This is a genomic window from Thermobifida cellulosilytica TB100 (genome assembly GCF_001517975.1).
Lineage (GTDB): Bacteria > Actinomycetota > Actinomycetes > Streptosporangiales > Streptosporangiaceae > Thermobifida > Thermobifida cellulosilytica.
The window spans coordinates 349,993-363,545 of record NZ_KQ950183.1 but is presented as its reverse complement, the minus strand read 5'-3'; the positions used below and the strand labels follow the sequence as shown (position 1 = coordinate 363,545).

The following is a 13,553-nucleotide window of genomic DNA, read 5'->3' as shown; positions in this document are numbered from 1 at the left end:
CGCTATAAGATCCCGGGCATGTCCAACTTTGCGTTCCTCTCCGCTGAGTGGCCGGAACTGTACGACGAGGCTGTGCGGGCCGAACGGCTCGCGCGGGTCGATCCGCGCACGTCGTGCTTCTACGCGCGGCGTGCGCTGGAGCTGACCGTCGACTGGCTGTACCGGTACGACGCCTCTCTCCGTCGACCGGCCAGGGACGACCTGCACGGGCTGATCACCGAGCCGACGCTGGTCGCCCTGGTCGGTGCTGCTCTCCAGCGGAAGATGGACGTGATCCGGCGTATCGGCAACCGGGCGGTGCACCGGCCCGAGCCGGTGCACGCCTCGGACGCTGTGAAGGTCGCGGCCGAACTGTTCCACGTGCTGTACTGGGTGGCCCGCACCTACACCCGTGACCCCGCCCACCTGCCCGCCGACACCCTCGTCTTCGACGCGGGCGTCATCAAACGCCCCGCCACCCCCGCCGAGCGGATCAAGCGGCAGGCCGAACTCAAGAGGCTGGAGCAGGAGCACGCCCGCCGGGACGCCGAACTCGCCGAGGCCCGCGCGAACAACGAAGCGCTCAACGCCGAACTCCAGCGGCTGCGCGCCGAGGTCGCCGAGGCCAAGGCCGCCAACTCCGCGCGCGCCGACCGGCACGACTACGACGAGGCGCAGACCCGCGCCCTGCTCATCGACCTGATGCTGCGGGAGGCGGGCTGGAGCCTCGACGGCGAACACGACCGCGAGTACCCGGTCTCCGGCATGCCCAACGCCTCCGGCAACGGCCGGGTCGACTACGTGCTGTGGGACGACGACGGCCGCCCGCTCGCCGTGGTCGAGGCCAAACGCGCCCGGCGCAGCCCCGCCGAGGGCCAGCAGCAGGCCAAGCTGTACGCTGACGCCCTGGAAGCCAGGTTCGGCCGCCGTCCCGTGATCTTCTACACCAGCGGCTACGACACCTACCTGTGGGACGACACTGTGTACCCGCCCCGGCAGGTGCGCGGTTTCTACACCAAGGACGAACTGCGGCTGCTCGTCCAGCGCCGCGCCCGCCAGGCCCTCGCGGGCGTCCCGGTCAACTCCGACATCGCGGGCCGCCCCTACCAGAAGGAGGCGATCCGCCGCATCGGCGAAGCGTTCGAGTCGGGGCGGCGCAAGGCCCTGGTGGTGATGGCCACCGGCGCGGGCAAGACCCGCACCACGGTCGCCCTCGTCGACCAGCTCATGCGCGCCGGGTGGGTCAAGCGGGTGCTGTTCCTGGCCGACCGCACCGCGCTGGTCACCCAGGCCGTGAACGCGTTCAAAAACCACCTGGGCGCCTCCAACCCGGTGAACCTGGTCACCGAGCGGGACGCCGACGGCCGGGTGTACGTGTCGACCTACCCGACCATGATGAACCTCATCGACCGCACCGACGAGGGGGTGCGCCGGTTCGGTCCCGGCTTCTTCGACCTGGTCGTCGTCGACGAGGCGCACCGCTCGGTCTACCAGAAGTACCGGGAGATCTTCGCCTACTTCGACGCGCTGCTGCTGGGCCTGACCGCCACCCCCAAGGACGAGGTGGACCGCAACACCTACCGCCTGTTCGAGCTGGAGGCCGGGAACCCCACCTACGTCTACAGCCTGGAGGACGCCGCCCACGACGGCTACCTGGTGCTGCCCAAGACCGTGGCGGTGCCGCTGCGGTTCCAGCGCGAGGGCATCCGCTACGACGACCTCAGCGAGGAGGAGAAGGCCGAGTGGGACGCCCTCGACTGGGGTGAGGAGGGTCCGCCCGACGAGGTGGACTCCGAGGCGGTCAACAAGTTCCTGTTCAACGCCGACACCGTGGACAAGGCGCTTGAGGTGCTGATGACCCGCGGCCACCGGGTCGCGGGCGGCGACCGGCTCGGTAAGACCATCATCTTCGCGAAGAACCAGGCGCACGCCGAGTTCATCGAGGAGCGGTTCAACGCCAACTATCCCGAGTACCGGGGCGAATTCGCCCGGGTCGTCACCCACCGCAGCGAGTACGCCCAGGACCTCATCGACCGGTTCGCCGCCTCCGACCGGGCTCCGCACATCGCGATCTCGGTGGACATGCTCGACACCGGCATCGACGTACCCGAGGTCGTCAACCTGGTGCTGTTCAAACTGGTGCGGTCCAAGACCAAGTTCTGGCAGATGATCGGTCGGGGCACCCGGCTGTGCCCCGACCTGTTCGGTCCCGGCCGCGACAAGGAGGACTTCCTCGTCTTCGACCTGTGCGGCAACGTCGAGTTCTTCAACCAGGACCTGCCCTCCTCGGAGGGGCACGTGGCCCCGTCGCTGGGCGAGCGGCTGATGCGGCAGCGTCTGGAGGTGCTGCGTGTCCTCGACGAGCGCGGTGCCGCCGCGGGTGAGGAGGAGCCGCAGGAGGACGGCACCCGCAGCGAGGCGGGCCTGCGCCGTGAGCTGGCCCACCACCTGCACCGCACGGTAGCGGGCATGAACCGCGACAGCTTCCTGGTCCGCCCGCACCTGCGCCAGGTCGAGTTCTACAGCGACTACGCGCACTGGCGCCGTCTGCGCCCGGAGGACTACGACGAGATCACCGAGCACCTGGCGGGCCTGCCCAGCGAGTACCGCTCCGACGACGACACCGAGGAGGCCAGGCGTTTCGACCTGTGGTCGCTGCGCCTGCAACTGGGGCGGCTCACGGGCGACCTGACGGGCGAGGAGCGGCTCCGCGGCAGGATCCAGGAGCTCGCATCGGCGCTGCTGGGGAAGACCTCCATTCCCGACGTGCGTCGGCAGCAGGAGTTCCTGGAGGAGGTCGCCGGGGACGAGTGGTGGGTGGACGTGACCGCACCGATGCTGGAGTCGATGCGCCGCCGCATGCGCTCCCTGGTGCGGTTCGTCGACCCCGTGCAGCGGACGGTGGTCTACACCGACTTCGAGGACGAGCTCGGCGAGGTCGCGGAGGCCGTGCTGCGGGGTGTGCCGGCGGACGCCGCACGCGACCGGTTGGAGGGGCGGCTGCGGCGCTTCCTGCGCGGCCACGAGGACCTTCCTGCGGTGCGGAAGCTGCGTTCGGCGGTGCAGGTCGATGCCGCCGACCTGGCCGCCCTGGAGGGGGCGCTGCTGGAGGCGCAGGTGTGCACCGCGGAGGAGTTGCGGGAGGCGGAGCAGGAGCACGGGGGCGGCCTCGGCCGTCTGGTGCGGCTCCAGCTCGGTCTGGACCGCGACGCGGTCGAGGCGGCCTTCTCCGCGTTCCGGCACGGCCGCTCCCTCAGCGCCGCGCAGACGCGGTTCGTGGTGAGGATGGTCGACTACCTGGAGCGCAACGGGGTGCTGGAGGTCGGCGCGCTGTACGAGTCGCCGTTCGCAGAGCTGGCCCCCAACGGCCCCGAGGACCTGTTCGACGAGGACGGCATGGAGGCGCTGGTGGAGGTGCTGGGCCGTATAGAGGCGACGGCCGTGCCTTCCTGAGCGCCGTCTGCCCCGTGGCCATGGCCGGTGCCGCAAACGGCCCTGGTGCCATGGCCGATGGTGCGCTGAGCCGGAGGTCGGCCGCGTCCGGTCCCCGGCTCAGCGGGGCGCGTTGGGGCCGTACCGGGCGTCGTGGTCCTTGGGGTCGCGGGGGTCGGCGGTGTTGGCGATGACCACGGCGACGGGCGGGATGGCGGTTGCGGCCACGCACATCGCCAGGCCCCAGCCCGCGCCGAGCAGCATGCCGACCGGCGCGGACAGTGCGAACAGCAGCAGGCATGCCGCCATCAGCGCCTCGTAGCGCCGTCTGCGGCGCGGCTGGCCGCGCCAGCGCCGTAGCGCGGTGCTGCTCCACCGGTGCACGGCCACGGTCCTTCGCCTCCTCCTTCTGGTCGGGCGGTCCGGGCGGTTCAGCGCCGGGCCGGGCGCGGGGCCGCGGCCAGGTGGGTGGTGAACCAGTCGCGGGCCAGTTCTGCGACGGTGGTCAGCGCGCCCGGCTCCTCGAAGAGGTGGCCTGCGCCGGGGATCACGGTGAGCCGGTGCTCGCAGCGCAGCCGCACCCGGGCCCTGCGGTTGAGGTCGAGGACGGTCTGGTCGTCGCCGCCGACGACGAGCAGGGTGGCGGCGCGCACCGATTCCAGGGCCTCTCCGGCGAGGTCGGGGCGGCCGCCGCGGGACACGACGGCCTGGGCGTCGCTGTCCGGTCGGGCGGCGGCGGCGAGTGCGGCGGCGGCTCCGGTGCTGGCGCCGAAGTAGCCGAGGGGCAGTCGGGCGGTGTCGGGGCGTTCGCGCACCCACTCGGCGGCCACGGCGAGCCGTCCGGCGAGCAGGGCGATGTCGAACACGTTGGCCCGTTCCTCGGCTTCGGCGTCGTCGAGCAGGTCGAACAGGAGGGTGGCCAGTCCGCCCCGGTGCAGTTCCTCGGCGACGGCGCGGTTGCGCGGCGAGTTCCGTCCGCTGCCGCTGCCGTGGGCGAACACCACGATGCCCACGGCCCGTTGCGGCACGGTCAGGTGTCCGGGCAGGCGGACGGGTCCGGCCTGGATCTCGACCTCGTCGACGGCGGGGCCGTGCGAGGGGGTGTGTTCGGTGCGGGGGCGGGCGGCTGCTCGGGCGAGGAGTGCGGTGACCTCGTCGTCGGTGGTCTGGGTGAAGTCGGTGTACCACTCGCCGATCGCGGAGAAGCCGTCGGGGACCAGCGGGCAGATCACCTCGTCGGCGTCGTCGTGCAGTCGGGCGACCGCGTCGGGTGAGCCGACCGGGGCGGCCAGGACGACGCGGCGTGCGCCCAGGCGTCGGGCGACCTGGCAGGCGGCGCGTGCGGTGGAGCCGGTGGCGATGCCGTCGTCGACGACGACGGCGGTGCGGCCGTGCAGTGGTGTCCTGGGGCGTCCTGCGCGGAAGCGGTGGACGCGGCGGTGCAGTTCTGCGCGTTCGCGGCGTTCCACGGCGGCGAAGTCGTCGTCGCCGAGGCCGGTCATGGCGCGGACGCGCCGGTCGACGACGCGGACGTCGTCTTCGCCGATCGCGCCCATGGCGAGTTCCGGCTGGTAGGGGACGCCGATCTTGCGGACCACGATGACGTCCAGGGGTGCGTCGAGCGCGGTGGCGACCTCGTGGGCGACGGGGACGCCGCCGCGCGGCAGGCCGAGGACGACGGTGTCCTGGCCGCCGAGTCGGCGTGCCGTCTGTGCGGCGAGGCGTCGTCCCGCGTCCGTCCGGTTGATGTAGGTCATCTCGGCCCTCCCGGCGGGTGTCCTCGTGGGGGCTGCTACCCGTGCGGGGCGGGCTGATTCGGGTGGGTGCGGCCGGGTGGCCGGGAGGCGGGGCGGCGCAGGCCTTGCAGGCCGCGGCTGACGTCGTATCCGGCTGCGGCGAGCCGGTGTCTGGCGGCGTCGGCGCGGCGCACGGTGGCTTCGTCGAAGAGGAGGTTGTAGACGGTGGTGGGCAGGGCGTTGAGGGCGGTGCGCAGCGCGCCGAGGGCGGCGGTGACGGCGGTCTGGGTGCCGGGTGGTTCGGGCAGCAGCCGGTAGGCGCGGCGTGCCCAGTCCGGCAGCGTGTAGTAGGCGAGGGCGCCGACGGGCAGCCACAGCGGTCGCAGGGGGCGCAGTGGGGCGAGCCGGTCGGGCAGGGCGGGCCACAGCAGGTAGCGGGCCACGGCGCGGGCCTGGGGTCCGGCGCGCAGGCGGGGGCGGATCGCGGCGAGGTAGCGGCGCATCTGTGCGACGGAGGCGGGCACGTCGGCGGGGTCGAGTCCGACGAGGGTGGCGGTGCGAACCTGTTCGGCGAGGTAGCGGTCGGCGTCGGCGCGGGTGAGCGGGAGTCCCGCGCGGGCCACCACTTCCAGGTAGGAGACGACTTCGGCGCAGTGCACCCACAGCAGCAGGTCGGGTTCGTCGACGCGGTGGCGGCGGCCGGTGGCCGGGTCGGTGAAGGACAGTCGGGCGTGGACGTGTCGGACGCGGGCGGCGGCCTGTTCGACCTCGGCGGGGCTGCCGTAGGTGGTGACGGCGACGTAGTCGGCGGTGCGCAGGAGGCGTCCGGTGGGGTCGGTGCGGAAGTCGGAGCGCTGCCAGACGCCTTGGAGGGCGACGGGGTGCAGGGCTTGGAGCATGAGGGCGCGTACGCCTGCCACCCACATGGCGCGGTCGAGGTGCAGCCGCCAGGTGACCTCCTCGGGCAGGGCGAAGGTCGGTCTCGGTTCTGCGGCGTCTGCCTGCTCGTGGACCGTCACAGGTCCGATGGTACCGACACGGGGCATCCCCATCATGGGGATATCCGTCATGGGCATGACAAACGGGCGGAGGGTTGTTCACGATCTTGGCGTTATGAGTCTGATGTCTTCTCGTTTTCTTCGTTCCCGCTGGATCCTGTCTGCGGGCGGTGGTTCGTGAACCAGCCACTCTTTCCGGCAGACCGTCCGGAGTCCCGCACTGGGGAGGGGCCCCCCGGCGGCTGCCCTGTCGACCTGTCCCATCCGGAGGCGTTGCACCGTCTGGCGGTGCCCGTGCACGGGGAGTTGGACACCAACCTTCCGGAGCTGTTGGAGCGGCTGCGCAAGCGGTTCGGTGCCGTGGCGCCCGTGGAGGTGGCGCCGGGGGTGGCCGCGTGGATCCTGCTGGGCTACGACGCCAACCGCCGGGTGTTGCAGGATTCCACGGAGTTCGCGCGTGATCCGCGGCGGTGGCGGGAGGCCCGGGAGGGGCGGGCCACCCCGGAGAAGGTGCCGGGTCCGTTCTGGTACTTCCGCAACGCGCTGGCCTCCGACGATCCCGACCACAGCCGCTACCGTCCGGTGATCGTGGACGCGCTCAGCGGGATCACCGCCGACGGCACGCGGCTGGCGGTGCGGCGGATCTCCACCGAGCTGCTGGCGCCGGTGGCGCAGTCGGGGCGTGCCGACCTGGTGTCCGACTTTGCGTTCCGGGTGCCGCTGCTGGTGCTCAACCGCTACTTCGGCCTGCCGCCGCAGGAGGGCGCCGACCTGGTGGACCTGATGCGGCAGGTGTGGGACGGCGGTGAGCAGGCGGAGGCGGCGCGGCTGGGCCTGTTCTCCTACGCCCAGGCGGTGACCGCCCGCAGGCGGGAGGAGCCGGGGTCCGACATCGTGTCGCGGATGGTCGTCCACCCCAACGCGTTGGACGACGAGGAGATCGCGCACCAGCTCATCCTGTTGATCTCGGCGGCGCACGACCCGTTGATGAACCTGATCGCCAACACGGTGTACACGCTGATGACGGACCAGCAGGTCCGGCACGACGTGGCGGGGGCGCACCTGCGGGTGGAGGACGTGGTCGACACGGTGCTGTGGCGGTCTCCGCCGATCACGCTGCTTCCGGGCCGCTACCCGGTGCGCGACACCGTGTTGGAGGGGGCCCGCCTGTCCGAGGGCGACTGTCTGATCATCGGTTACGGTCCGGCGCACGCCGATCCGACGGTGGCCCCCTACATCGACCCGCTCAGCCTGTCGGGGATGCGTGCCCACCTGGCGTGGGGCACCGGCCCGCACGCGTGTCCGGCCCAGCAGATCGCCCGCCAGATCGCGGTGGACGCCGTGGAGGCGCTGCTGGACCTGCTGCCGGACGTGCGGCTGGCGGTGCCCGCCGAGACGCTGGAGTGGCGCAGGTCGCTGTTCGCGCACGGCCTGAAGTCCCTGCCCGTCACCTTCTACCCCGTTGACATCACCCCACCTGGAGAAGCCTCATGGCCGCAGTCCCCGAACCCATCGTCCTCGTCCCCTCAGACGCCCACGACCAAGCCCTCCGGCTCCGTGAAGCGGGGCCGCTTGCCCGCGTGGTGGTGGAAGGTCTGGAGGTTTGGGCGCTGACCCACGACCGGGAGTTGCGCGAGGCGCTGGTCGACACCCGGTTCCGCCGCAACTGGCGCACCTGGCGTGCCCTGTCGGAGGGGGAGGTCGCCACCGACCACCCGGTGGCGGCGATGGTGTACCTGGACAACATGCTCACCGTGGACGGTGAGGCGCACCGGCGGATGCGCGGCCCGGTCTCCAAGGCGTTCACCCCGCGGCGGGTGGAGGCGCTGCGCCCGGCGGTCGGCGCGGTCGTGGACTCCCTGCTGGAGGAGCTGGCCGAGCGGGACGGCCCGGTCGACCTCAAGGCCGAGTTCGCCTATCCGCTGTCGATGCGGGTGTTCAGCGAGCTGTTCGGGATTCCCGAGCGCGACCACGACCGGATGCGGCAGATGGTGGCCACGGCGTTCTCGCCGTCCACGCCGGAGGAGGTGCGCGCCATGCGTGAGCAGTTGGACGCGTTCCTCACCGAGCTGATCTCGGACAAGCGCAGCGAGCCGGGCGAGGACCTGACGTCGGCGCTGGTGTCGGCGACCGACGAGGAGCACCAGCTCAGCGACGCCGAGCTGCGTGACACGCTGTGGCTGCTGGTGACCGCCGGGTTCGAGACGACGTCGTCTGCGCTGGTCAACGGTGTGCAGGCGCTGCTGTCGCACCCGGAGCAGTTGGCGCTGCTGCGGTCGGGGTCGGCGGCGTGGACGGACGCGGTGGAGGAGGTGCTGCGGCAGGCGGGGAGCGTGGCGACGCTGCCGTTCCTGTTCGCCGCCGAGGACGTGGAGATCGGCGGGCGGACGGTGCGGGCCGGGGAGCCGGTGCTGCTCGCCTACCTGGCGGCCAACCTCGACACCGACCGCTACGGTGCGGATGCCGCGGAGTTCGACCTGACCCGGTCGCGTCCCCGGCACCTGGCCTTCGGGCACGGCCCGCACACCTGCCTGGGTGCTGCGCTGGCCCGCCTGGAGCTGGAGGTGGCCCTGAAGGCGCTGTTCACCCGGTTCCCGGAGGTCTCCCTGGTGGAGGGGGACGTGCCGCGGCTGGGGTCGGTGTTCATCAACTCCCCGGCGTCGCTGCCGGTGCGGTTGAGCGCGCAGCGGGCCGCGGCGTGACGGTGCGGGTGTGAGGTCGGCCGGCGGCGGGCGGGTCCGGCGCGGGGCGGTGCCCCGGGGCCGGTCCGTCCGTCCGCCGGTCGGCGGCGGGTCCGGGCGGTCTCAGGGGCGGGTGCTGCCGGCGGGGTCCTGCTGGTTCTCCCAGGGGCGGGGCAGCAGGCCGAGGAAGTGGCCGGGGATGCGCATGCCGTCGCAGATCTGGACGATCTTGTCGTAGGTGGTGATGGAGCCGGTGCCGCGGGCCAGCCGTCCCACCCGTTCGGGTTTGATGCCGCAGGAGGCGGCGATCTTGCTGTAGCTGATGCCCGCCCACTTCCGCGCGAGGTGGAAGAGCTGTCCGAAGTCCCTGCGGGCCAGGGCTTCCTGGACGTCGGCGCGCTGCAGGAAGTCTTCCGGGAGGGCCGCCGGGGGGATGTAGTCGCTCATCGCTTGTCTCGTGGGAGCCGTCGGGCTGTCGGCGTGGACTGCGGCGTGTCGCCGGTCTTCGCGGTGGAGCCGACGGATGTGGGAAAGGTCCGGTCTGTCGTTTCGCGACGATAATAGCGTCTTCACGAAAAATCCTGTTTTTCGCTGGTTTGTTGTCTTGGGGGGCGGGGGTGCGGCCCCGTGTCGGCGGGTGGCCGTGGGGGTGTTCCCGGTGGGAGGCGGCCCCGCCTGCCGGGGCGGCGGGGCCGGGGGCTAGGCTCGCGTCGTGCCCGCCCAGAGTTGTGCCGCCCCGCCGTGCCGGGGCTGTGGTGCGGCCGTGCCCGGCGCGGGGTGCGGGCCGTGACCCTGGGCCGGGGGTCGGCGCCCTGCCACCACGGGGAGATCCTCCAGGGCGTCTTCCGCGACGGCGGGGGCAGGCCCTGCCGGGGCCTGGTCACCCTGCCGCTGGCCGCGCCCGTGACGCGCGCCGTGTTCGTGCCCCTGCCCCACGCGCCCGCCCACCGGATCGCGGTGGTCCCCGCCGGTCGGGTCAAGGCCGCGCGGGCCGCGCGGCTGGCCGTCGCCGAGTGCGCCCGGCGGTCGGGACGTGCCGTGTGCGGTGGGCGGCTGGTGCTGCGCGGCGGCGCGCCGGTGGGCCTGGGCATGGGTTCTTCCACCAGTGACGTCATCGCGGCCGTGCGCGCGGTGGCGGCGTGCTTCGCCGTGGAGCTGTCCGCGCGGGAGGTGGCGCGGATCGCGGTGCGCGCCGAGACCGCGGCCGACCCGACCATGCTCGGGGAGCGTCCGGTGCTGTTCGCGCAGCGCGAGGGGCGCGTCCTGGAGGAGTTCGGCGCGGCCCTGCCCGCGAGCGTGGTGGTGGGCTGTCTGACCGGCGGGGGGCGTGCGGTGGACACGCTGCGGCTGGCGCCCGTCCGCTACGGGGCGGCGGACCTGGCGGCGTTCGAGGAGCTGCGCGCGCTGCTGCGGCGGGCGGTGGCCGAGGCCGATCCGGTGCTGCTGGGCCGGGTCGCCACCGAGAGTGCCCGGCGCAACCAGCGCGCCGTGCCCAAGCCGGAGCTGCCCGCGGTGGAGGAGGCGGCCCGCGGCAGCGGCGGCACGGGGGTGCAGGTCGCGCACAGCGGCAACGTGGCGGGTGTGCTCTTCGACGCCGCGGTGCCGGACCTGGCCGAGCGGGTGCGGGCGTGTGTGCACCTGCTGCGGGGCAGCGGTGTGCCGGTGACCCGGGTCTTTCGGGTGCCCTCTCCTGCGGTGCCCGTCGGGCGGGGGTGTGCGGCGTCGGGGACGCGTGGTCGGGCGGGGCGCGGTGAGGCGCGGGCCGGGCGGTGCGGGGCCGAACGGCCCGCCGGTTAAGGGACGTCTGGAACTACGGGATCCGGTCGGTGCCGGTATCGGCCTGTCGGTGGCGGTGTTCTGGCGTCTTTTGCGGCTTTCCTCCGCTTGTGGTGCGCGGCGACGGCGGTGACCTGCGGTTGGAGCCCACGCCCGGACAAACCGCACTTTACCGGCGGACGTGACGCGAGACACATTCGACCAGGAGGCTCGGTTCCGCGCGGGAAGCGCGGCACCATAGCGGAAACGGGTCCGCACACGAGGCTCGGGCGTCGGCGCAAAGGCGCGCAGAAAACCTGTTTCGGGGCAGCCCGGCATTCGCCAGAAGGATGGCTCTTCCCTGACCGTGGCTGTAACATTTTATTAACACGCTCGTTGCTCCTCTCCCGCACCCGCAACAGGCGCGCGAGCATCGGACCGAACCCGTCTCTACCCGGCAGCACCTCGTCCCTTTGGAGACTTCCATGACCACGGGCCCCATCGGCCTGTTCGCGCCCCAACCACAGCGCCCCCGGCTGGGATCCGTCGCGCTCGCCTCGGGTGCGGCCTGGGTCCTGGCCGGCAACGACACCGGAACCATGGTGACGGCCTCGCCGCGCCTCTACCCCCACATGTGGAGCTGGGACGCCGCGTTCATCATGGTGGGCCTGGCCCAGTTGGACGTGGACCGTGCCGCCCGGGAGATGGAGACCCTGCTGAGCGGGCAGTGGGCCGACGGCATGATCCCGCACATCGTGTTCAGCGAGGAGAACGGCTACTTCCCCGGTCCCGACCGCTGGCAGACGGCGGTGGTGTGCGAGCACGCGCCGGCCCGCCCGCACACCTCCGGCATCTGCCAGCCCCCGGTCCACGCCATCGCGCTGCGCAAGATCGTGGACGCCGGGCGGCGGCGCTCCGGTGCGGACCGCCGCCGCGCCGAGTCGCTGCTGCACTACAGTTGGCCCCGGCTGTTCGCCTGGCAGCGGTGGCTGGCCACCTACCGCGACCCGCTGGGCACCGGCCTGATCGCGGTGACGCACGGCTGGGAGTCCGGCATGGACAACTCGCCCCGCTGGGACTCCGCCTACGCGGCGGTGCAGCCGGGTGCGGACCTGCCGCCGTACGTGCGCAAGGACCTCGACAAGGTGGGCGACGAGGGCGAGCGGCCCACCGACGCCGAGTACGACCGCTACCTGTGGCTGATCGAGGAGATGCGGCGCGTCGGCTACCGCCCCGACGAGGTCGTGCGCACCGGCAGCTTCCTGGTGGGCGACGTGTTCATGACCGCGCTGTTCGCGCTCTCCTGCGAGGTGCTGGCCGAGCTCGGCGAGGAGGGGGGCCAGCCCGAGGAGCAGATCGCGCAGTTGCGGCGGTGGGCGGCGCGCTCGCGGGCCGCGGTGCTGGACACCCGCGACCCGGTGACCGGGCTGGCGCGCGACTACGACGTGCGCGCCGGGCAGTGGGTCTCCACTCCCAGCATCGCCGGTTTCGCCCCGCTGCTGTGCGGCGGGCTGGACCCGCAGCAGCAGGCGGAGATGCTGGCCGTCCTGGAGGGCCCGGACTGGATGGGCCACCCCGACCTGGTCGTCGCCACCCCGCCCACGGTCTCCCCCTCCTCCCCCCACTTCATGCCCAAGCAGTACTGGCGGGGGCCGCAGTGGCCGGTGATCAGTTGGCTGTTCAGTTGGGCGATGCGCCGGGGCGGCATGTACGACACGGCCGCCGACATCCGCGCCGAGACGCTGCGCCTGGTCTCCGACGGCACCTTCGCCGAGTACTACCACCCGCTCACCGGCGCCCCGCTGGGCAGTCTCAGCCAGTCGTGGACGGCCGCGGTCGTGCTGGACTGGCTGTACGAGGGCTGAGCCGCGAAAGCCGCGCCAGAGGGCGCTCGCGGCCGCGCAGGCCGTGAGGGGGCGCGCTCTCGGCGTACCGCGCCCGTGCTGCCGCTGCCCGCCCTGTTCGCGGCGCGTCGGAGCGGGGTGGTACGGGGCCGGCCCGTGCGGAGTGCGCCGGGGCTGCTCGCGGCCGCGCAGGCCGTGAGGGGAGGCGCACCCGCTCCGGACCCACCACACCCACAACACCCTTTTGTCGCGTTTGCCAGGTAGCGTCTGAATTAGGCCTTAAGCCCCAAAATGCAACGGTCGATCCGTTACATGAATCATTCGCATCCGTTTTTTCCTCGCGCGTGGCCACATGATCATAAACGGGGTAGGATCGCATCCCCTTTCCGGGGAACTGTACTTTCCGGCCAGCCGAAAACTCTGGCGAAAGTCAAAGGGGCACATCACGATGACTGGCGAAACGCAGGACATCACCTCCGCCGAGGCGTGGAAGGAACGGGCGGCCAGCCACGCGGCGGCGTTCGACAACATCGGGCAGAACTACGACGAGGCGTTCCCGCACAAGGAGGGGCAGATCGAGACCGTGCAGCGGCTCGCCGCCCACCTGCCGAAGGGCGCCCACGTGCTCGACCTCGGCTGCGGCACCGGGATACCGACCAGCCGACAGCTCGTCGACGCCGGGTTCCGGGTCACCGGCACCGACATCTCCCCCGCCATGGTGGACCTGGCCCGCCGCAACGTCCCCGAGGGGGAGTTCCACGTCGCCGACATCGTCGACCTGAAGGCGGAGCAGGAATACGACGCCGTGGTCGCGTTCTTCGCGCTGCTGATGCTGCCCCGCGCGCGCATCCCCGAGGTCCTCAGGTCGATCCACCGCGCGCTGGTGCCCGGCGGCTGGTTCTGCCTGTCCATGGTGGAGGCCGACATCGACGACGAGCCCATCCCCTTCCTGGGCAACCTGGTCCACGTCAGCGGCTACCTGCGCGACGAACTGCGCGCCGTGGTCGAGGACGCCGGCTTCTCCGTCGAGCACCAGAACGCCTTCTCCTACGCCCCGGCCAGCTCCCAGGCCTACCCCGAAGTCCAGCTCTTCCTCACCTGTCGCCGCATCGACTGACACTCCTCCGG

General features: G+C 72.3%; 10 protein-coding genes. 6 read left to right on the top strand and 4 right to left on the bottom strand.

Annotated elements, in window-relative coordinates:
• Positions 1-18: 18 nt before the first annotated feature.
• Complete coding sequence (locus AC529_RS14265; protein WP_068757467.1) at positions 19-3,432, top strand: DEAD/DEAH box helicase family protein; 3,414 nt, start codon at positions 19-21, stop codon at positions 3,430-3,432.
• Positions 3,433-3,531: 99 nt separating this feature from the next.
• Here AC529_RS14265 and AC529_RS14260 read toward each other — a convergent pair whose 3' ends face one another.
• Genes AC529_RS14260 through AC529_RS14250 form a run of 3 tightly spaced genes read right to left on the bottom strand, consistent with a single transcriptional unit; the run spans position 3,532 to position 6,073 of the window.
• A complete protein-coding gene (locus AC529_RS14260; protein ID WP_269745546.1) occupies positions 3,532-3,801 on the bottom strand; it encodes a DUF3099 domain-containing protein in 270 nt (89 codons plus the stop codon).
• Positions 3,802-3,842: 41 nt separating this feature from the next.
• The gene (locus AC529_RS14255) at positions 3,843-5,168 is read right to left on the bottom strand and encodes a phosphoribosyltransferase (protein ID WP_068757466.1); all 1,326 of its coding nucleotides are present in this window, start codon (positions 5,166-5,168) and stop codon (positions 3,843-3,845) included.
• A 35-nt stretch (positions 5,169-5,203) separates the two neighbouring features.
• On the bottom strand, positions 5,204-6,073 hold the full coding sequence (locus AC529_RS14250; protein WP_232306753.1) for an oxygenase MpaB family protein: 870 nt from the start codon (positions 6,071-6,073) through the stop codon (positions 5,204-5,206).
• A 360-nt stretch (positions 6,074-6,433) separates the two neighbouring features.
• Here AC529_RS14250 and AC529_RS20555 point away from each other — a divergent pair, with 360 nt between their 5' ends.
• Both AC529_RS20555 and AC529_RS14240 read left to right on the top strand, forming a co-directional pair.
• A complete protein-coding gene (locus tag AC529_RS20555) occupies positions 6,434-7,759 on the top strand; it encodes a cytochrome P450 (RefSeq protein ID WP_232306738.1) in 1,326 nt (441 codons plus the stop codon).
• On the top strand, positions 7,726-8,847 hold the full coding sequence (locus AC529_RS14240) for a cytochrome P450 family protein (protein WP_332307065.1): 1,122 nt from the start codon (positions 7,726-7,728) through the stop codon (positions 8,845-8,847). The genes AC529_RS20555 and AC529_RS14240 overlap by 34 nt, the downstream gene beginning before the upstream one ends.
• 102 nt (positions 8,848-8,949) lie before the next feature.
• Here the strand turns inward: AC529_RS14240 and AC529_RS14235 are convergent, their stop codons facing one another.
• Positions 8,950-9,273, bottom strand: a complete 324-nt coding sequence (locus AC529_RS14235; RefSeq protein WP_068757463.1) for a helix-turn-helix domain-containing protein — start codon at positions 9,271-9,273, stop codon at positions 8,950-8,952.
• Positions 9,274-9,612: 339 nt separating this feature from the next.
• On the opposite strand from AC529_RS14235, the gene AC529_RS14230 reads away from it, so the two are divergent.
• From AC529_RS14230 to AC529_RS14220, 3 genes are all read left to right on the top strand, one after another.
• Positions 9,613-10,623 carry a GHMP family kinase ATP-binding protein gene (locus tag AC529_RS14230; RefSeq protein WP_083948276.1) on the top strand — a complete coding sequence of 337 codons (1,011 nt, stop codon included), beginning with the start codon at positions 9,613-9,615 and terminating at the stop codon, positions 10,621-10,623.
• 443 nt (positions 10,624-11,066) lie between these two features.
• Positions 11,067-12,446, top strand: a complete 1,380-nt coding sequence (ggh, locus tag AC529_RS14225; protein WP_083948235.1) for a glucosylglycerate hydrolase — start codon at positions 11,067-11,069, stop codon at positions 12,444-12,446.
• A gap of 427 nt (positions 12,447-12,873) precedes the next feature.
• A complete protein-coding gene (locus tag AC529_RS14220) occupies positions 12,874-13,542 on the top strand; it encodes a class I SAM-dependent DNA methyltransferase (protein ID WP_068757462.1) in 669 nt (222 codons plus the stop codon).
• Positions 13,543-13,553 lie beyond the last annotated feature (11 nt).

Coding starts and splice junctions, on each gene's coding strand:
- AC529_RS14265 (WP_068757467.1), top strand. CDS start 19: ATGTCCAACTTTGCGTTCCTCTCCGCTGAGTGGCCGGAACTGTACGAC.
- AC529_RS14255 (WP_068757466.1), bottom strand. CDS start 5,168: ATGACCTACATCAACCGGACGGACGCGGGACGACGCCTCGCCGCACAG.
- AC529_RS14250 (WP_232306753.1), bottom strand. CDS start 6,073: ATGTGGGTGGCAGGCGTACGCGCCCTCATGCTCCAAGCCCTGCACCCC.
- AC529_RS14235 (WP_068757463.1), bottom strand. CDS start 9,273: ATGAGCGACTACATCCCCCCGGCGGCCCTCCCGGAAGACTTCCTGCAG.
- ggh (WP_083948235.1), top strand. CDS start 11,067: ATGACCACGGGCCCCATCGGCCTGTTCGCGCCCCAACCACAGCGCCCC.
- AC529_RS14220 (WP_068757462.1), top strand. CDS start 12,874: ATGACTGGCGAAACGCAGGACATCACCTCCGCCGAGGCGTGGAAGGAA.